The sequence below is a fragment of the Dorea sp. MB18-49 genome, assembly GCF_023669465.1.
GTDB classification, from domain to species: Bacteria; Bacillota; Clostridia; order Lachnospirales; family Lachnospiraceae; genus Dorea_A; species Dorea_A longicatena.
This window is the reverse complement of record NZ_JAMOYX010000009.1, coordinates 16837-37181: the sequence shown is the minus strand read 5'-3', so window position 1 is coordinate 37181 and position 20345 is coordinate 16837. Positions and strand designations below refer to the sequence as shown.

General features: G+C 41.8%; 20 protein-coding genes and 1 pseudogene. 4 read left to right on the top strand and 17 right to left on the bottom strand.

Annotation, left to right across the window (positions count from 1 at the left end; genetic code table 11):
* Positions 1-152: 152 nt before the first annotated feature.
* Together NCY30_RS04660 and NCY30_RS04655 are read right to left on the bottom strand one after the other, a co-directional pair.
* Positions 153-611, bottom strand: coding sequence for a hypothetical protein (locus NCY30_RS04660; RefSeq protein ID WP_006428942.1), 459 nt, complete (start codon positions 609-611; stop codon positions 153-155).
* 113 nt (positions 612-724) lie between these two features.
* The gene (locus NCY30_RS04655; protein WP_022415359.1) at positions 725-958 is read right to left on the bottom strand and encodes a hypothetical protein; all 234 of its coding nucleotides are present in this window, start codon (positions 956-958) and stop codon (positions 725-727) included.
* A gap of 180 nt (positions 959-1138) precedes the next feature.
* Between NCY30_RS04655 and NCY30_RS04650 the strand changes: the two genes are divergently transcribed.
* Positions 1139-1498: a helix-turn-helix domain-containing protein gene (locus NCY30_RS04650; RefSeq protein WP_139009449.1), complete on the top strand. Its 360-nt coding sequence runs from the start codon at positions 1139-1141 to the stop codon at positions 1496-1498.
* Positions 1499-1505: 7 nt separating this feature from the next.
* Here NCY30_RS04650 and NCY30_RS04645 read toward each other — a convergent pair whose 3' ends face one another.
* From NCY30_RS04645 to rho, 13 genes and pseudogenes are all read right to left on the bottom strand, one after another.
* Positions 1506-2222: a type 1 glutamine amidotransferase gene (locus tag NCY30_RS04645; RefSeq protein ID WP_055180428.1), complete on the bottom strand. Its 717-nt coding sequence runs from the start codon at positions 2220-2222 to the stop codon at positions 1506-1508.
* A gap of 14 nt (positions 2223-2236) precedes the next feature.
* Complete coding sequence (locus NCY30_RS04640) at positions 2237-3577, bottom strand: MurT ligase domain-containing protein (RefSeq protein ID WP_250818522.1); 1341 nt, start codon at positions 3575-3577, stop codon at positions 2237-2239.
* Between the two features lie 6 nt (positions 3578-3583).
* On the bottom strand, positions 3584-4543 hold the full coding sequence (locus NCY30_RS04635) for a carbohydrate kinase family protein (protein WP_006428947.1): 960 nt from the start codon (positions 4541-4543) through the stop codon (positions 3584-3586).
* Between the two features lie 404 nt (positions 4544-4947).
* Positions 4948-5988, bottom strand: a pseudogene (locus tag NCY30_RS04630) (3-deoxy-7-phosphoheptulonate synthase); the annotation flags it as partial.
* Positions 5989-5995: 7 nt separating this feature from the next.
* The gene (locus NCY30_RS04625; RefSeq protein ID WP_173792489.1) at positions 5996-6508 is read right to left on the bottom strand and encodes a COG2426 family protein; all 513 of its coding nucleotides are present in this window, start codon (positions 6506-6508) and stop codon (positions 5996-5998) included.
* Positions 6509-6520: 12 nt separating this feature from the next.
* A complete protein-coding gene (gene hisC / locus NCY30_RS04620) occupies positions 6521-7576 on the bottom strand; it encodes a histidinol-phosphate transaminase (RefSeq protein WP_173733656.1) in 1056 nt (351 codons plus the stop codon).
* 9 nt (positions 7577-7585) lie between these two features.
* A complete protein-coding gene (locus NCY30_RS04615; protein ID WP_250818521.1) occupies positions 7586-8773 on the bottom strand; it encodes a pyridoxal phosphate-dependent aminotransferase in 1188 nt (395 codons plus the stop codon).
* Positions 8774-8815: 42 nt separating this feature from the next.
* The gene (locus NCY30_RS04610) at positions 8816-9727 is read right to left on the bottom strand and encodes a DUF2156 domain-containing protein (RefSeq protein ID WP_006428952.1); all 912 of its coding nucleotides are present in this window, start codon (positions 9725-9727) and stop codon (positions 8816-8818) included.
* Between the two features lie 60 nt (positions 9728-9787).
* A complete protein-coding gene (gene prfA / locus NCY30_RS04605; protein WP_006428954.1) occupies positions 9788-10864 on the bottom strand; it encodes a peptide chain release factor 1 in 1077 nt (358 codons plus the stop codon).
* Between the two features lie 18 nt (positions 10865-10882).
* Entirely contained in the window at positions 10883-11746 is an 864-nt protein-coding gene (prmC, locus tag NCY30_RS04600; protein ID WP_250818520.1) for a peptide chain release factor N(5)-glutamine methyltransferase, read from the bottom strand.
* Positions 11718-12644 (bottom strand): DUF1385 domain-containing protein, encoded by a 927-nt coding sequence (locus NCY30_RS04595; protein WP_006428956.1) that lies wholly within the window; start codon positions 12642-12644, stop codon positions 11718-11720. Before NCY30_RS04595 ends, prmC begins: the two co-directional genes overlap by 29 nt.
* 110 nt (positions 12645-12754) lie before the next feature.
* Positions 12755-12958, bottom strand: a complete 204-nt coding sequence (gene rpmE / locus NCY30_RS04590; RefSeq protein ID WP_022415351.1) for a 50S ribosomal protein L31 — start codon at positions 12956-12958, stop codon at positions 12755-12757.
* A gap of 100 nt (positions 12959-13058) precedes the next feature.
* Positions 13059-14396: a transcription termination factor Rho gene (rho, locus tag NCY30_RS04585; RefSeq protein WP_055180426.1), complete on the bottom strand. Its 1338-nt coding sequence runs from the start codon at positions 14394-14396 to the stop codon at positions 13059-13061.
* Positions 14397-14660: 264 nt separating this feature from the next.
* On the opposite strand from rho, the gene NCY30_RS04580 reads away from it, so the two are divergent.
* The 3 genes from NCY30_RS04580 to NCY30_RS04570 are packed head-to-tail and all read left to right on the top strand — an operon-like array spanning position 14661 to position 17249.
* Positions 14661-15809, top strand: coding sequence for an NAD(P)-dependent malic enzyme (locus NCY30_RS04580; protein WP_006428959.1), 1149 nt, complete (start codon positions 14661-14663; stop codon positions 15807-15809).
* A gap of 1 nt (position 15810) precedes the next feature.
* A complete protein-coding gene (locus NCY30_RS04575) occupies positions 15811-16734 on the top strand; it encodes a TIGR01212 family radical SAM protein (protein WP_173792488.1) in 924 nt (307 codons plus the stop codon).
* 2 nt (positions 16735-16736) lie between these two features.
* Positions 16737-17249: a DUF4364 family protein gene (locus tag NCY30_RS04570; RefSeq protein ID WP_022415348.1), complete on the top strand. Its 513-nt coding sequence runs from the start codon at positions 16737-16739 to the stop codon at positions 17247-17249.
* A 169-nt stretch (positions 17250-17418) separates the two neighbouring features.
* Here NCY30_RS04570 and hemW read toward each other — a convergent pair whose 3' ends face one another.
* A complete protein-coding gene (hemW, locus tag NCY30_RS04565) occupies positions 17419-18525 on the bottom strand; it encodes a radical SAM family heme chaperone HemW (RefSeq protein WP_006428962.1) in 1107 nt (368 codons plus the stop codon).
* On the bottom strand, positions 18525-20339 hold the full coding sequence (lepA, locus tag NCY30_RS04560) for a translation elongation factor 4 (RefSeq protein ID WP_022415347.1): 1815 nt from the start codon (positions 20337-20339) through the stop codon (positions 18525-18527). The genes hemW and lepA overlap by 1 nt, the downstream gene beginning before the upstream one ends.
* Positions 20340-20345 lie beyond the last annotated feature (6 nt).

Sequence of the window (20345 nt, the reverse complement as noted above, 5' to 3'; positions counted from 1 at the left end):
CCTCCTTTTTCCATATCCATGCAGAGAACTTGCCACTGGCAACTTCTCTTGCATACTTTGGTATCTACATAATCTGCCACTGGCAGCTTCTATTTCATACTTTGGTATGTATAACAAACACCCCTCTATACACTGCATAGAGGGGCCCTCATCTATTTTTTATTGAACATCATCTGCTCACCATATTCACGTTCTGTCAATGTCATTGTTCCGCCATCAATACTGTATTCAAATGTCGTTCCTATCGACTGCACTGCATTCTTTAACGTCTCTTCTGTATACTGACCATTTGATTTTTCTGCAATTTCCTGAATCTTATTATCATCCTCCTGAATGGATATCGTCTTGGATTCCTTACTGAGCGTATATGTCATCGGGACTTGCGTTTCTTCTCCATCCCCGGATGCCGGAAGTATAACTGTCATCTGTCCGTTCCGACCGATCTTAAGATCCATATTACCGTCTTCATCTGTCCATGATCCCTCCAGTGGGTTTCCTGTAAACATCTTCATTAAAAGAAAGATTGCTATAATTACGATCAGGACAGATGTAACAGCCGTAACGACTGTCCATATCTTACTTCTTTTTGCCTCATCATTGTTTGCTATCATCTATCCATTTCCTTTCTTTAATAATTCTATTTTTTAGTATTACCATCATATTAAATTATATGTGGTTTTTACTTTCATGTCAACGACGGGGTGATCGTTTGTTTCTTCTTTCATTACTCATCAATCTCTACTAACAGATAAAATCCTCTGTCTGTCTGTTCGATTTTCTGTATTTTTCCCTTTCTTGACTTTATTCTCTGTCTTGTACGATAAATTCCTGACATCGCAATGGATGGCTCTACAAGATAAGTGTACTGACCTGTCACAGCACTTCTTTCACTGATCTCAACTTCCTGTCCTTCCGTTACCAGTCCTTCTCTTTCCATTTTAAAACGTTCTACTCTCACTTTATCTGCTCCCTTCTCTTAATATTCACTTCAATCTGTTTGTTCTCCACTTATGCACTTTCGCCTCTTTTTGTTCCATTTCGGCACATCTGCGACACATTTCGTTGAGAATCGACACTTTCCGTGTTCCGAAGTGCAACCCTTGGTAAAATATACCAATCAATTTAGGAGGTATCCGACATGCCATTTTCTGAAAAACTAAAAAAATTACGTGAAGAAAATCATTATACCCAGAAATATGTTGCAAAACATCTCAATGTTGCACGTTCTACCATTGCCGGGTATGAAACAAAGAATCGTCAGCCTTCTCACGAAAAACTGACGATTCTTGCTGAGCTTTTTCATGTTTCAGTTGATTATCTGCTGGACGATGATATCAGTGAAATCACACTTTCCGATAAATCAACGGCTCAAAAATCAGAGCACTATCTTCTCACCCATTTTCACCGCTTATCTAATTCTTCTAAAAAAGAATTGTTAAACTTTCTTCAATACCTGGAACAGCGGGATGAATCCACACGCAGCAAATCAGCTCTTTAATCCTGCATTATTTCACAAAACGGTGATAAATATAATCATTTGCTTCTTTTTCCTGACTGTCATCCAGAGGCATTAACTGAACTTCCCCGTACTTTCTTTCGAGCGCTTTCTGGATCAGATAGTCACTCACCTGTGGATTCTTTGGAAGCAACGGACCATGCAGATAAGTACCGATTACATTTTTGTAAACTACACCTTCATAGCCGCTTTTCCCGTCATTTCCCGCTCCGTATAATACTTTTCCAAATGGTTTATTTCCATTGAGGTATGTTCTTCCCCCATGATTTTCAAATCCAACCACCGGCATATCTACAAGATCACTGTCCAGTACAATATTATCTATGAGACGTCCCTCTTCCTGTTCCGTATAAATGTCAACCAGATTCAGTCCCTCGATCATTCCGGCATCTGTCTTATAATATTTTCCAAGAAGCTGATATCCTCCGCATACTGCAATAACAACTCCTCCGTCTTCCACATAATCCTTGAATTCACTTTGAATCTCAAGAAGACTTTTACATACGATTGCCTGTTCACGGTCTGAACCTCCGCCTAACAGTACAATATCCAATTTTGAAAAATCAATCTGATCCCCTGTATTAAACTCTATCGTCTCTGCTTCAATTCCACGCCAGATACATCGTTTCATCAGACATGCGATATTCCCTCTGTCGCCGTACAGATTCAAAAGATCTGGATACAGATGCCCTATCGTAATTTTCATATCTTTTGTATCCATTATCTTTCTTCCTCCATCTTTTTCAATACATTTCTGGTACTGAACAGAGCCGTATAATTCACCAGTACATACAGGTTGCCACAGCCATCTTCAACCCTTTCCCGGATTGCCTTTTCAACATCTGCTTCCAGCATAGATGGGATGTCCACATACTTCATACGAAGTCTCATATCCTGACAACGGATACCGCTTACTGTAATCGAATTCACATTAGCACCCTTAAATCTGTCAAAGTCCACATCCCAAAGCCACGAAACATCCGTTCCATCCTGTGCATTGTCATTGATCACAATGATCACATCCTTCATGGAATCATCCTGCATAACCGCTGAGATATTCTGATTGAATCCTGCCGGATTCTTCGCAAGATTCAGCACGATCTTTGTGCCTTTTACCTCAAACTGCTCCATACGTCCGTTTTCCGGGTTGAAATCTGTAAGCATATCCTGAAAATGCTCCAGCCCAAGCCCTTCGGTTCTTCCAGCCGCGTAGGCTGCCAGAATATTATATACATTATAGAAGCCTTTATAATTGGCCTCCAGGCGTCTGCCATCTACCGTAAACGCAAGATGGTCGCTGACTGCCACATCCGATGCATCATATTCAATTGCCGGACGCTTAAAATCACAGCCTGTACATGCATAATCGCCAAGCTGGCTGTAGTGATAGAAATTATATTTTAACGGTGCTCCGCATTTCTTACAGAAACGTCCCTCTCTAATCTCATGGGAATCCTTATCATCCACTACCTTTTCACTAATTCCGTAAGTTACATACGGATTACCGCTTTCCATTGCAAGGTAAGCAGACAATGCATCATCCCCGTTCACGATCACCTTCATCTTTGGTGCACTCTGCATCACTTCTTTTAAGATATTCATTGTAATGTCGATCTCACCGTAACGGTCAAGCTGGTCACGGAACAGATTCGTCAGTACCATATAATCCGGCTTAAAGTGTGGAAATACCCTTCTTGTCGAAGCTTCATCAATCTCGATACATGCATAATCCGCATCCAGATTACCACTTAAACCCGCACCTAATACAAAGGCTGCCACAACACCATTCAACATGTTGGAACCGGTATGGTTACAGATTACTTTATAACCTTCCTTCTCGATTGCTGCACAGAGCATATTGTTGGTTGTCGTCTTTCCATTGGTTCCACATACAATAAAAATGTCTTTTCTGACTTGTCCCGCAAGATCATGCAGGATGCTTGGATCAATCTTCAGTGCAATCTTTCCCGCCCAGGTCACGCCCTGGCGGTGAAAGATATGTACACTTGCTTTTTCACTTATCTTCGCTGCCCATACGGCCAGCATTCTGCGTACTCCCATAATTACCTATTTCCCGATCAGTTCTTTGATATTTTCCGGTTCCGGCATCGAACGGATCGCACCTTTTTTCATTGTGATCAGTGCTGCACCTGCATTCGCATATGTCAGAATCTCTTTTAATTTTGCCTCATCCAGATTATCCAGACCGTACTTTAATACACCGTTGATCGAACATCCGCAGAATGTATCTCCTGCTCCTGTTGTCTCAATTGCTTTCACAGTAAATCCCGGCTGCTCTACACGAAAGTTTTTATAGTAGGCTCTGCTTCCTTCTTTTCCCATCGTCAGGAAGATAAGAGGAATCTGATACTTTTCCTGAAGATACTTAATTCCTTCATCATAATCTTCTTTTCCTGATACAAACTGGATCTCATTGTCAGAGATCTTCAGTACGTCACAATTTTCGAAGCCATATTCCATCTGTGCTTTCGCTTCATCCAGAGTCTTCCACAGCGGCGGACGTAAGTTCGGATCAAATGTGATCATGCAGCCTGCTTCTTTAGCGACTGCAAGTGCCTTCTTTGTTGCACTCTTCACCGGCTCATCTGTCATAGAAAGTGTTCCAAAGTGAAATACCTTTGACTGGCGGATCAGATCATAATCTACTTCCTCTTCCTTCAGCATCATATCAGCTCCCGGTTTGCGGTAAAAAGAAAATTCTCTGTCACCATCCGGGAAAGTATGTACAAAAGCCAGTGTCGTGTGGATATCCTGATCCATCACAAGTCCTTTTGCTTCTATTCCGATATTTGTAATCGTATCTCTTAACAGTTTACCAAACTGGTCATCCCCAACTTTTCCAATGAATGCGGTTTTTCTTCCAAGTTTGTTCAACATTGCAAGCACATTACACGGCGCACCACCCGGGCAGGCTTCAAACAACTGATTTCCCTGCTCACTTTCCCCATTCACTGCAAAGTCGATCAGCATTTCTCCAAGTGCTGTTACGTCATATATCTTTTCCATCCTGAAATCTCCTTATCCTAAATCTTACACTTGTTTCATATTTTATTTTATCATAGAATTTTACATTTTTAAAGACACAGGCTCTTAAAGTGCATATTTGCCAATTCTTACAAAAATTCCGTTATTTTTTTGTCATTTTGCCTATTTACGAATCCGAAAATGATTGATAAAATAATAACAAATAATACAGTTACCTGATGTATTATTTTATTATGTGAAACGACGATTTCGCAAATTGTTCGTGTTTGGATGGTACTACCCCTCCCACGAACCCTCTCTTGATAGCGTTTTGTAAGAAAGTCACATGAGAAGTTTCCGCCAAAACTTTTCATGTGACTTTCTTCATTTATTGTCTACAGAACTTGCCACTGGCAGGTTCTGTAGATAATTCTTCTGTTTTTATTTTAACATTCTTCAGCAATTTTATAGATCAGCTTTTCTGTATCTTCCCATCCAATACATGGATCTGTGATCGATTTTCCATAGATCATATCAGCCGATATATCCTGTCTGCCTTCTTCCAGGTAACTTTCTACCATAACTCCTTTAATCATCTTCTTAAGATCCGGGTTATATCTGCGCGAATGCAGTACCTCACTTACAATACGGATCTGTTCTTTATATTTCTTGTTTGAATTCGAATGATTCACATCAATCACTGCTGCCGGATTCTTAAGATCTTTTTTCTGATATAATTCCCAGAGTCTTACACATTCTTCATAATGGTAATTTGGTATGCACTGTCCGTACTTGTCAACTCCGCCACGAAGGATCGTGTGTGCAAGCGGATTACCAGACGTCGTTACATCCATCGTTCTGTAAATGAACCGGTGTCCCATCTGTGCTGCTACGATCGAGTTGAGCATTACAGAAAGATCTCCACTGGTCGGATTTTTCATTCCAACCGGAATATCCATACCACTTGCCGTCAGCCGGTGCTGCTGATTCTCCACCGATCTTGCACCCACTGCCTCATAGGAAAGGATATCATCCAGATAACTTCTGTTTTCCGGATATAACATTTCATCCGCTGCTGTCAGTCCGCTTTCTTTCATTGCACGAATATGCATCTTACGGATTGCCATAATTCCAGCATACAGATCCGGAGCTTTATCCGGATCCGGCTGATGAAGCATTCCCTTATATCCTTCACCGGTCGTCCTTGGCTTATTGGTATAGATTCTCGGAATCAATACCAGGCGGTCTTTTACCTTTTCATTTACCTTCGCCAGACGGCATACATATTCACATACAGAATCTTCATTATCTGCCGAACAAGGTCCGATGATCACTGCGAATTTATCGGATTTTCCGGTAAAAATATCACGTATTTCTGCGTCTCGTTCTTTCTTTAACTGAATCAGTTTCTCTGACAGCGGATATTCTTCTTTCAGTTCTGCCGGTGATGGCAGAACTTTATTTACTTTCATAGACATATCTTTTCCCTTATCTTTATCCTAACAGATGTACCCCTCCAAGAAGTACATACGATATAAACCACATAATTACAGTTGCCATACAAATTCCAATGATAACAGCCGGAAATGCTTTCTTAAATTTCATTCCCAAAAGTGCTGCAATCAGAGACCCTGTCCATGCGCCGGTTCCCGGAAGAGGGATTCCCACGAATAACACCAGTCCCCAGAATTCATATTTTTCAATCTGGTCCTTCTGCCGCATCGCCTTGGATTCCAGTTTATCCACCAGCGGCTTGAATGTTTTTGTTCCCTTCATCCAGTTAAATACCGGTGTGATCAGAAGCAAAATAAATGGAACCGGAATGATATTTCCGATAATGCAAATTGGAATCGCAGTCGATACCTTTACTCCAAGGATCGGTCCTGCAACAAGCAGCGCCCCGCGAAGTTCAAGGATCGGGATCATCGAGATCAGAAATACGATCACTTCTTTACTCACACTTCCGCTTAACGCATCAATAATCCCATGTATTAACGTATTGGTCATAAGAAACTCCTCTTATTTATTCATATATTTTTTCAGAAATGCAAACATTGCTTCCATCTCTTCTCTGGTTCCCACAGTGATACGCATATACTGTTCAATTCTTTCACTGCCCCAGAAACGCACATAGATGTCATTCTCTTTCAGTGCTTCAAATAATTCTTTTGCATCATAATCCGGATGCATGGCAAAGATGAAGTTCGATTTGGAATCCAGACAGTGGAATCCGAGATTCTTTAACTCTTCTTTCGCCCATTCCCGTGTCTCGATAATCTTATTCACACATTCTTCAAAATATGCCTTATCTTTCACCGCTTCCACACCGCATACCAGTGATGTCTGATTCATGGTGTAAGAGTTGAAAGAATACTTTGCATCATTCAGGTACTTGATCAGTGTCGGATTACTGATTGCGTAACCAATACGCATTCCTGCCATTGATCTTGCTTTTGAAAACGTCTGAACGATGATCAGATTTTCATATTTATCGATCAGTTCCATTGCGGAACGTCCTGCGAAATCAACGTAAGCTTCATCCACGATCACAATTACATCCTGATTGTGTGCGATAATATCTTCTACATCAACCAGATCTTCATAAAGTCCTGTCGGTGCATTCGGATTTGGGAAGATCACACCACCATTTTCTTTGTAGTAATCTTCTTTTATAATCTTAAAGTTCTCGTCAAGCTTCTGGCATTCATACGGAATACGGTACAGATCTGCCCATACCTTATAGAAAGAATAGGTGATATCCGGAAAAAAGATTGGTTTCTCTGAGTTAAAAAATGTCAGGAAACACATGGATAACACATCATCCGATCCTACTCCTACGAATACCTGATCCGGATTCACATGATAAAAATCAGCCAGCGCATTTACGAGTGGTGCCGCCGTCGGATCCGGATACAGACGCAGACGGTCTGTATTCATCTCCTCCAACGCCTTTGTCACGCCCGGTGCAGGTGCGTATGGGTTTTCATTGGTATTCAACTTGATTACTTTGCGCTGTGGCTGCTCGCCCGGCACATACGGTTCTACTTTTCGAATGTTCTTTTCAAATGCTTTCATGCTGCTCTCCTAGAAATATTCTTTCGCCAGTTCTTTGAATTTTGGAAGGGAATTCACGATTGTCTCATGTGATACGCAGTACGCAAGTCTTACATATCCAGGGCATGCAAACGAACTTCCCGGCACGATCAGAATATTATATTTCTTTGCAGCCTCACAGAATTCCTTCTCATTCGGAACCGGTGATTTCACAAACAAATAAAATGCTCCCTGTGGCTTAATGCACTCAAATCCGCACTCTTTCAGTCCGTTATACAGATCTTCTCTGTTGCGATCATAGAAAGAAAGGTCTGTCTTTTCATTCAGGCATTTTTCTACTACCTTCTGCTGCAGTGTCGGTGCATTAACAAATCCGAGGATACGTGTTGCGACATTGGCTGCGGAAAGTACTTCTTCACTGTCTTTTAATTCATCCGGAATAACCAAGTATCCGATACGTTCTCCTGGAAGTGACAATGATTTGCTGTAGGAGTATCCCACTACGGTATTGTCATAATATTTTGTGAGATACGGAACTTCTACTCCGTCATAAGCCAGCTCACGATAAGGCTCGTCGGAGATCAGAACGATGTCTGTTCCGAATTCTTTCTGCTTTGCCTCCATGATAGCGGCGAGCTTTTTGATCGTCTCTTCGGAATATACAACACCAGTCGGGTTGTTCGGATTATTGACGATAACGGCTTTTGTCTTTGGTGTGATCTTTTGTTCAAATTCATCCAGTTTTGGCTGGAAGTCAACGGTATTCGGTGAGATTTCTACCAGTACACCATCGTAGTTGTTCGTATAAGAACGATATTCTCCAAAATATGGTGCAAATGCGATCACTTCATCTCCCGGATTGATCAGCGCTTTCAAGATAACATTTAATCCACCGGCTGCACCAACCGTCATGACAATATTTTTGCCTTCAAAATGCGTATCAAAACGCTTATTTAAAGAATCAGCTACTGCCTCTCTTACATCTGCATATCCGCAGTTGCTGTTGGTATATCCGTGAAGTACGATTGGATCTTCCTCACTTACAATCTCAATGATCGCATTCTTCACGGCCTCCGGTGCCGGCACGTTCGGATTGCCCAGACTGAAATCAAATACATTCTCAGCTCCGTAAATTCTTGCCAGACGGTTACCTTCCTCAAACATTGCACGGATAGCCGAACTGTTGGCTACCATATTTTTCATCTTATCCGCTATCATTTTGTTGCTCCTTTCTCACTACAAGTCTTTCATTTGTAAGTCTTAGCCCTGCGCTTTCTCTGTCACATCACCCTTTTCTACCATAAAAGCTGGACGGTAAGAAAGCTTTGCCTTTCTAAGGCCTTCTGCTCCGGTATCATCTTCCCGGTTTACATATTTATAGTTCATGCATTCATGCTCTACAAACTGCTGATTGATCATCGTATATGCGCCCTGTACATCGGCATATGCTTTTTCAATATGCACGACATAAGTGTCTTCGCATATCGGCTCTCCGATCGTAAATGCAACAACTTTACCATCGATCCTTAAGACTCCTCCCGTCAGATGAAGTTCTTCAAACAGTCTCAGGGAATTCAGTGCTACGCACATCTCTCCCCTTTTTTCATCATCATCTTCACAGTCATTCTCTGTCCGCCACTTAAGTGCCATCTGGAAACATTCTTCCAGATTATCCTTTGTCATACTTTCATAAGACCAGCGGTCTTCGAACAGGCTTTTGAATTTGTTGATATGATTCCGCTTTCCGTGAAGTTTCTTTCCCGAAAGTGTTGCCAGTTTCTCAGATTCATAGACGTAATCTGCAGAATCTCTGTCGTATTCAATCTGGAATCTTCCCGGATACCACTCCTCTAACTGGGCAAAATATTCCGGTGTCACATTGTACATCAGGAATGGCCTGCCCTTCGCTTTGGAATATTCCATCATCTCTTCCAGTGCATTCTTCACATCTTCCGGTGCTCCGGCCGGGTAGGCAAAGGATACGTGATTCTCATCCTCACTTTTGAATACCAGTGCATTCTTGATGATCGCCCATTTTACCGGATACTGTCTGGACCAGAGATACACATTGGCAAATGTTCTCTCACAGCTTCTGCTGGTATGATGTTCAAAGTAATGTGAGATAATCTCCTGATCCTCTAATTCTGCACGTTTAAACTGTGTTGCTCCCATATTCTGTATTTACCTTCTTTAATTTTCCGGATTCTTTCTAAAATCTTATATTCTGGCTTCTTACATTTCTTCATTCATATTTGCAAGTTTTGCTGCCTGATCAGCCGCGATACAAGCATCAATGATCTCCTGAATATCACCGTTCATGATCTTATCCAGTTTGTATAATGTAAGTCCGATACGGTGATCTGTCACACGTCCCTGTGGGAAGTTGTAAGTGCGGATCTTTTCCGATCTGTCTCCGGTACCGATCTGGCTCTTTCTTGCTTCTGCTTCTGCATCATGACGTTTCTGGCATTCCAGATCATATAACTTCGCGCGTAAAAGAGCGAACGCTTTGTCTTTATTCTGTAACTGAGATTTCTCTGTCTGGCTGTAGATTACAATTCCTGTCGGATAATGTGTCAGTCGTACAGCAGAGTCCGTGGTATTGACACACTGTCCACCGTTACCAGATGCACGCATAACATCGATACGGATATCTTTCTCATCAATCTGAATATCTACATCTTCTGCCTCCGGCATCACCGCTACTGTGATCGTAGAGGTATGGATACGTCCACCGGATTCGGTCTCCGGTACACGCTGTACACGGTGTACCCCGGATTCGTATTTCATCTTGGAATAAGCACCTTTACCATCGATCATGAATGTTACATTTTTCATTCCGCCGATACCGATCTCTTCACATTCTACCAGCTCGACTTTCCATCTCTGGCTTTCTGCATAATGCATATACATACGGTAGATCTCTGCCGCAAAAAGTGCAGCCTCATCTCCGCCTGCACCGGCACGGATCTCAACGATAACGTTCTTTTCATCGTTAGGGTCCTTTGGAAGAAGAAGGATCTTCAGTTCCTGTTCCAGTTCTTCTACACGTTTCTTGTTATCATTCAACTCTTCTTTTGCAAGTTCACGCATCTCTTCATCGGACTCTTCCTCTAACATCTCAAGACTGTCCTCAATTGCCTGCTTGCATTCTTTGTATTCATTATACGCCTCTACAATCGGAGTCAGATCATTCTGCTCTTTCATAAGTTTGCGGAAGCGGTTCTGGTCATTTGCCACATCCGGTTCCTGAAGTTCATTTAATATCTCATCCAGACGGATGCGCAGATCTTCTAATTTATCAAACATGGTATTTCCTCCTTAACATTACTCTTTATTGTACCTTCCCATAACTACGCGGTCAAGTCCCGCTAAATCCTTTTTTATCTCGATTTCCTCATATCCTTCATTTTTCAAAAGTTCTGATACATCTTTTCCCTGATCAAAGCCAATCTCGAACAGGATATATCCTCCCTTGTTCAGATATCTTATACTGTCTTTTACGATCAGACGATAAAAATAAAGTCCGTCCTCTTTTCCATCCAGCGCAATCCATGGATCATGAAGTTTTACTTCCTCATCCAGACGACTGATTTCTTCTGTCCTGATATAAGGCGGATTAGACACGATCATATCGTATTTTCCGGTGACAGATTCAAACAGATCACTTTTTATAAATCTTGCATCTGTTCCCAGACGGCTGTTGTTTTCTCGTGCAACTTTCAATGCCTCTTCCGAAATATCGCAGCCGGTTCCTTTCAGATGCATCTGTTTTTTTTCGCCGAATTTCAAAATACTTTCCAGAATACATCCCGAACCGGTACACATGTCCAGGATCTGCATATCTGGTCTGATCCGTTTTAAAGCCTCTTCTACCAGAATCTCTGTATCCTGTCTTGGAACCAGCACATTTTCATTCACTTTAAAATTTAATCCCATGAATTCCTGTTCACCGGTAATATGCTGAAGTGGAATTCTTCTTGCTCTTGTGCAGATATCTTTCTGATAGCTTTCTGCTTTTTCTTCTTCTACTTCTCTGTCCGGGTCTGCAAAAAACACTGCTCTGCTGATTCCGGTCTTATATTCAAGCAGATACCAGGCATCCAGTTTTGCTTCCCGTATCCCTGCCTTTTCAAGTTTTTCTGTTCCACTCTGGTAGAGATTACGAAGTGTGAAAATTTTCCCGTTCATACGCCCTCCAGTCAAATACAGCTTCTACTGCCTGTATCGCTACTTCTATCATATCATCATCCGGTTCACTGGTTGTCATCATCTGAATTGCCATTCCCGGCTTACTTAACAGATTGACCAGGGCATTTTCACTGTTCCCCGCCAGTTTCAACACCTCATAAGAGATTCCGGCGATCACCGGAAGCAGTGCAATACGGACAACCACCCGCATCAAAGGAGATTCCACCCGAATCAGCAACAGTAAAATAATACTGATCGCCAGCACAAAAAACAGAAAACTTGTCCCACATCTTTTATGCTGTCTCGAACTTTTCCTTACATTCTCCACCGTAAGCGGCAGCCCATGTTCAATACAGTTGATACACTTATGCTCCGCACCGTGGTACATAAATGTTCTCTGAATATCCTCCATTCTGGAAATCAGCAAAATATACACAATAAAAATTCCAATCCGGACAACACCTTCTATCACGGTTCTAAGATGATACGACGGAATAACCGGTTTCATAAGTGTCGACAGAAAATACGGCAATATCATAAAGATTGCAACTGCTGCAACAATGGAAAAGGCAACCGTTCCTGCCATCATCAGGTTCTCTTGCTTTTCTTTCTTTTTCAGATCTTTTCCGGAAAGCTCTTTTTCTTCTTCCTCTTCGTAAAAACTCGCCGAAAAAGTCAGCGTCTTGATTCCAAGTACCATGGAATCAATAAAATTAAAAACCCCCCGGACAAAAGGAATCGTAGTCAGTTTTTTCCAATTGCCGGTAATACTGTGAAACGTCTCTGTCTGAACAAAGATCTCTCCGTCCGGTTTTCTGACAGCCACAGCATAACGATCCTGATTCTTCATCATGATTCCCTCTAAAACTGCCTGTCCGCCGATATTTGATGATTTCATATATTCTCCTTATACCACATCTTCTGGAACAAAGACTATCTCTTGCCCGAAGATCTATTGTAATGAAAAAAGGGTTGAGATTCAAAAACCTCAACCCAATACTTGTAATCTTATTTGTCCATTCCGTATTTCTTATTGAACTTATCAACACGGCCACGAGCCTGAGTTGCTTTCTGCTGTCCTGTATAGAATGGATGACATTTAGAACAGATTTCTACGTGGATTTCTTCACTTGTAGATCCTGTTACGAATGTATTTCCACAGTTACAAGTTACAGTTGCCTGATAATAATTTGGATGTATTCCTTCTTTCATGATTTTCACCTCTTCTTTATTTTTTGACACGCACTTAATGTGCAGTAAATTTCTTTTATTTACACAGCTCGTTCATTGTAACACAAGAATCAAGTTTTGTCTAGATAAATTTTGTCTTTTTTACCATTTGTATTAATTCTTCATTATTCCGCGTTCTTGAGAACATATTCAGTATGTTATCTACCGCCTCTTCCGGACGCAGTCCGTTCAGTGCTCTTCTCATACTTTCAACAGCTTCCTGTTCCTCTTTTGAAAGCAGAAGATCTTCTCTTCTTGTTCCTGATTTTAAGATATCAATAGCAGGAAACATTCTTTTTTCGGAAAGCTTGCGGTCCAATACCAGTTCCATATTACCGGTTCCTTTAAATTCTTCATATACAACATCGTCCATCTTGCTTCCCGTATCCACAAGTGCCGTTGCCAGTATTGTAAGACTTCCGCCTTCTCTCATATTTCTCGCCGCACCAAAGAAACGCTTCGGCATGTGAAGTGCTGCAGGATCAAGTCCTCCGGATAATGTTCTTCCTGACGGAGGTACTGTAAGGTTATAAGCTCTTGCCAGTCTTGTAATACTGTCAATCAGGATCATGACATCTTTTTTGTGCTCTACCAGTCGTTTGGCCCGTTCGATCACCATCTCTGATACACGCTTATGGTGCTCAGGAAGCTCATCAAACGTAGAATAGATTACTTCTACATTCGGTCCCTCTATTGATTCACGGATATCCGTTACTTCTTCCGGACGCTCATCGATCAGAAGAATCAAAAGATGTACTTCCGGATTATTCTTTTGTACGGATAATGCAACCTGCTTTAATAAGGTTGTCTTTCCTGCTTTCGGTGGTGAGACGATCATACCTCTCTGTCCTTTTCCGATCGGAGACATCAAATCCATAATGCGCATTGCAGTACTTGTCTTTCCACATTCCAGACTCAGTCTTTCATTCGGAAAGATTGGTGTCATATCTTCAAAATTTTTTCTGTGCATAGCCTTCATAGGATCCATCTCATTGATCTTTGAAAGATATAAAAGTGCACTGAATTTTTCCTGCTGTGTTTTGATTCTTGTATTTCCTTCCAGTATATCTCCTGTTTTCAGATTAAATCTTCGGATCTGAGACGGAGATACATAGACATCGTTTTCCCCCGGCAGATAATTAGCACTTCGGATAAATCCATAACCATCCTGCATAACTTCAAGAATCCCATGTGCCGTAATTCCACTGTCCAGCTTATCTATATCATGTACTTCTTTATCTCCTGTATTAGCAGATAATTCTTTCACGGTTTCTCGTGCCGATTTCTTTTCTTTTTCATCTTCTTCCAGCATACGCTCTATCAGTTCTGCCTTTTTCATGGTGGAAATTCCCTTTAATCCTCTTGCTTTAGCGAGATCTTTTAACGTCGCCAGCGGAAGAGATTCATATTTTTCTCTCATCATATTAGTCCTTTCACATCAAACTGCTTTCATTCTAGTTTCTTCATTTATTAAGTAGCATCTCTTACTTTACTGGAAAATCACGTCAGAAATGACGATACTATTTGAAACATGGAGATATTATACTACATCTTTGTTCTTTTTTAAAGTTCTTTTTCATAACGGTATATCTATTCTACCCAATTCCTCTTTTGTGCGTATATTGACTTGAACTTCTATGAATGATATGATTAAACAAACTTATGAAAAGGTGGTATCCATAAAATGACGAATAGTGAAAAAGCCCTGAAAATGCACGAAGAATGGCATGGAAAGATTGAAACTTGTGCAAAATCCCACGTAAATTCACGTGAAGATCTTGCAATTGCCTATACCCCTGGTGTTGCAGAACCTTGTAAGGTAATCGCAAAAGATCCCGAGGCTGCCTATACTTATACTATGAAATCCAATACTGTAGCTGTTGTTTCTGACGGAAGTGCAGTACTCGGTCTTGGTAATATCGGTGCTCTTGCGGCAATGCCTGTTATGGAAGGAAAGGCTGTTCTTTTTAAAGAATTCGGTGGTGTCAACGCTGTACCGATCTGTCTTGACACACAGGATACTGAAGAGATCATCAAAACAGTTGTAAATATCGCCCCTGCTTTCGGAGGGATCAATCTGGAAGACATCAGTGCTCCAAGATGCTTTGAAATCGAAGAACGACTGAAAGAACTGCTGGATATTCCTGTATTTCATGATGACCAGCACGGAACTGCTATCGTAGTTCTTGCCGGAATCATTAATGCTATGAAAGTAACCGGAAAAGATAAGGAATCTTCCAAAGTTGTCGTAAATGGTGCCGGTTCTGCCGGAGTTGCTATTACCAAACTGCTCCTGACCTACGGCTTTAAACATGTCACCATGTGCGACATAAATGGAATTCTCGGAAAAGATTCCAAAGACCTCAACTGGATGCAGGAGAAGATGGTTGAAGTAACCAACCTGGAACAGAAAACCGGTAAACTCGCCGATGCATTAAAAGGCGCTGATATTTTTGTCGGCGTATCGGCTCCGAATATTGTTACACCGGAAATGGTTGCTTCTATGAACAAAGATGCCATCTTATTTGCCATGGCCAATCCGGTACCTGAGATCATGCCGGATATTGCAAAAGCTGCGGGCGCTAAAGTAGTAGGAACCGGCCGTTCCGACTTCCCGAACCAGGTAAATAACGTGGTTGCTTTCCCTGGTATCTTCAAAGGTGCTCTCGAGGGACGTGCTACTGCCATCACCGAAGATATGAAACTGGCTACTGCAAAAGCAATCGCAGGTCTTGTTCCTGATGAAGAGCTGAATGAAAATAATATTCTTCCTGAAGCATTTGACCCACGTGTTGCAGATGTTGTAAGCCGTGCTGTAAAGGAACTGATCTGATATGACCGTACACTGGGGAGAAAAAAGATACTATTCTCTGGATTATTATCTGAAAAAGACTTATGGTGAAAAGCTCTATAAGATATCTCTCGACGGCGGCATGACATGTCCAAACAGGGATGGTACCCTCGGAACCCACGGTTGCATTTTCTGCAGCCATGGAGGTTCCGGCGATTTTGCCGCCAGTCGTACTCTGTCTGTCACAGAGCAGATTGAAGCCGGGAAGCAGCAGTCTGCAAAAAAATATACCGGATCATCTTACATTGCTTATTTTCAGGCATATACCAACACTTATGCTTCTTTAGAATATCTGGAAACATTATATATGGAAGCAATTACACATCCTGATATCCGGATTCTTTCCATAGCTACCAGACCGGATTGTCTAAGCGAAAAGATTCTGGATCTCCTGGAAAATTTAAACCGGATCAAACCAGTCTGGGTTGAACTTGGTCTTCAGACTATTCATGAAGAAAGCGCCCGATATATCCGCAGAGGTTATGAGCTTCCGGTATTTGAAAATGCAGTATCCGAGCTTCGAAAGCGTGGAATCGATGTTATTGTCCATACAATCCTGTGTCTTCCAAATGAAACCGAACAGGATATACTCAAGACCATAGAATACCTGAACCACCAGGATATTCAGGGCATCAAACTGCAGCTTTTACATGTATTAAAAGATACCGATCTGGCCGACATCTACCTGGCCTCTCCATTCTACATTCCCACACCGGAAGAATACTACCAGCTTCTCGGGATGTGTATCAGCCACTTAAGACCGGACATCGTTATCCACCGATTAACCGGAGACGGACCAAAAAATCTTTTGATCGCCCCTTTATGGACCTGTAACAAAAGGCAAGTTCTGAATCAGTTCCAGTCTTACTTAAAAACACATGACATCTGGCAGGGAAAGGAGTGTTAACCTTGGCCAAATCTTTTACGTTATATAAATTGATCATTTTGTATATGTTGAACGAAGTTGATTTTCCTCTTACCAATTCCCAGATATCAGAATTTATTCTGGATGAAGGATATACAACCTACTTTAAATTACAGCAGGCTTTATCCGAACTTCTGGAATCAGGATTTATTCGTGAAGAATCTACTCATCACCGTACATTTTATCATCTTACGGAAGACGGAGCAGAGACCATCCATTATTTTACAAACGATATCTCTCCTGCAATCCAGCATGATATCGACGAATTTTTAAAAGAGAAACATTACGAATTAAAAAATGAGATGTCCGTAAAAGCGGACTATTTCGAGAATTCCAACATGGAATATTCTGTACGCTGTCAGGTCATCGAACAGGGACTTCCTCTGATCGACCTCACTGTAACAGCCCCGACAGAATCCGAAGCTGCAACCATTGCAAACAACTGGCAGAAACGGAACCAGGAGATTTATGCGTTAGTAATGGCGAAGTTGTTGTAGTAATTATTTTGGTGACTTACCCCGGACCTGAATAAAAGGATAGAAGCCATTTCTGTGCTGATTCAATCATGGAGAAATGGCTTCTATCCTTTTATTCAGTTACGTTTTTGTATGCCATAATAATTATATAATGGAACCTTAACCGTTGTGATATCTTGATTGGAACAATTTAAAATAGAAACTCGCTCATGACATAGTTGCTGACATCAATTCCTTTTTCTGTTAACCGGATGTATTCGCCGGTGTCTTCAAGCAGCTGCTTTTGGTACATATCGATCAGTACTTTTCCATATGCATTTTCAATGCTTCTTCCGAAAGTCTGCCTGAAGTCAGTCTTGGATACTCCTTCGATTTTTCTGAGCCCCAGAAACATATATTCTTCCATCTGATTCTGCAAACTAAGAACTTCGATCTCACCGCCTTCTACGAATCGTTGGTTATTGATAAGAGATGCCGCACCGGTTCCGATTCCCAGATATTCTGTGCGGTTCCAGTATCCAAGGTTATGCCGGCATTCATATCCTTCTTTGGCATAATTAGATATCTCATATCTGTGATAGCCGTAACTCCACAAAATATTTTTTGTAAACTGATACATCATCCGTTCTGTATCTTCATCCGGAAGTTCTCTTCTTCTTCTCGCCTCAGCGCGTTCACCCTCTCCGTACTTTTCATAGAACGGCGTTCCTTCTTCGATGATCAGACTGTATGCGGAGATATGTTCCGGACCAAGTTCTGCCACTTTTTTTAATGTATCTTCCCATCCTCCCAATGTCTGAAATGGAATTCCCGACATCAGATCTACATTGATATTCTGAAATCCCACTTCTCTTGCAAGCGTATAGGTATCCAGGAAGTCTTTATATGTATGAATTCTTCCGAGCATCTTTAATTCCTGATCATCCGTTGACTGTAATCCGATACTCAGACGATTAATCCCGACATTCCGATATGCCATCAATTTCAACTTATCTACTGTCCCCGGGTTCACTTCTACCGTGATCTCCGCGTCCGAATCAATTGGAAATGTAGCACGTATCGCATCGAAGATACTCCTCATCTGCTGAGTTTCTAATATGGACGGTGTACCGCCTCCTATAAAAATACTGCTTACATGGTACATACCGGCAAGATCATAATAAGAACGGATCTTCTGGCACAAGCCCATGACATACTCCTGTCTCGCTTCAGGTGTTGCAGGCGCAGACAGGAAATCACAGTACCGACATTTTTTTACACAAAATGGAATATGGATATATAACTCTAATGGTCTCATTATTTATCATCCAGCTTCAATACACTCATAAATGCTTTCTGCGGAATCTCTACGTTGCCCACCTGACGCATACGTTTCTTTCCTTCTTTCTGTTTTTCCAGAAGCTTTCTCTTACGGCTGATATCTCCACCATAACATTTTGCCAGCACGTCTTTACGCATCGCACGAACTGTTTCACGCGCGATGATCTTACTTCCGATTGCTGCCTGGATTGGAATCTCGAATAACTGTCTCGGGATCTCTTCTTTTAACTTCTCGCACATCTTTCTTCCGCGTTCGTATGCAGTATCTGCATGAATGATAAATGACAATGCATCGACTTCTTCTTTATTGATCAGGATATCCAGTTTGACAAGTTCTGACTTCACATAACCGGCCATCTCATAGTCAAACGAAGCATATCCTCTTGATCTTGATTTTAATGCATCAAAGAAATCATAAATGATTTCATTAAGCGGGAGCTGGTAATGTAATACTGCACGTGTCTCTTCAATATACTCCATACCTTCATATACGCCTCGACGTTCCTGGCACAGATCCATGATCGCACCGATAAACTCCGCTGTCACCATGATCTCTGCTTTTACCATTGGCTCTTCCATATATTCGATCTCTGAAGGATCCGGAAGATTCGATGGATTCGTAAGCTCTATCACATCTCCATTTGTCTTGTGTACTTTATAGATAACCCCCGGCGCAGTTGTTACCAGATCCAGATTATATTCTCTTTCCAGACGTTCCTGAATGATCTCCAGATGCAGAAGTCCAAGGAATCCACAGCGGAATCCGAATCCCAGTGCAATTGAAGTCTCAGGTTCGAACTGCAGTGATGCATCATTTAACTGTAATTTCTCCAACGCATCCCTGAGATCCGGGTATTTTGCGCCATCTGCCGGATATAATCCACAGTAAACCATTGGATTTACTTTCTTATATCCCGGAAGCGGTTCTGCACATGGATGTGCCGCATTGGTTACCGTATCACCCACGCGGGTATCCTTTACGTTCTTAAGACTTGCCGTAATATAGCCTACCATTCCGGCACTCAGTTCCTCACACGGAATAAACTGTCCGGCTCCAAAATAACCAACTTCTACTACTTCTGCCTTAGCTCCTGTCGCCATCATAAGGATCGGTGTTCCTTTTTTTACAGTTCCTTCTTTGATTCTGCAAAATACGATAACACCTTTATACGCATCATATAAGGAATCAAAGATCAACGCCTGAAGCGGTGCTTTCGGATCTCCGGTTGGTGCCGGTATCTTTGCTACGATTTCTTCCAGCACCTGATCTACATTCAGTCCGGTCTTTGCAGAAATCTGCGGCGCATCCTCTGCCTCTATTCCGATCACATCCTCAATCTCTTCAATCACACGTTCCGGATCGGCACTTGGAAGATCGATCTTATTTAATACCGGTACTACATCCAGATCATGATCCAGCGCAAGGTATACATTGGCAAGCGTCTGTGCTTCTACCCCCTGTGCGGCATCCACTACCAGAATTGCCCCGTCACAAGCTGCAAGGCTTCGGGATACTTCATAGTTAAAGTCTACATGCCCCGGCGTATCGATCAGGTTAAAGATATACTCTTCTCCATCCTTTGCCTTATATACCGTTCTGACTGTCTGGGCTTTGATCGTGATTCCTCGTTCTCTTTCCAGCTCCATATTGTCTAACACCTGGGACTGCATCTCACGACTGGTAAGAAGTCCCGTCATCTCAATGATACGGTCCGCCAGTGTTGATTTACCATGGTCAATATGTGCTATAATACAAAAATTTCGAATTTTACTCTGATCTATTCCTGACACTAATAT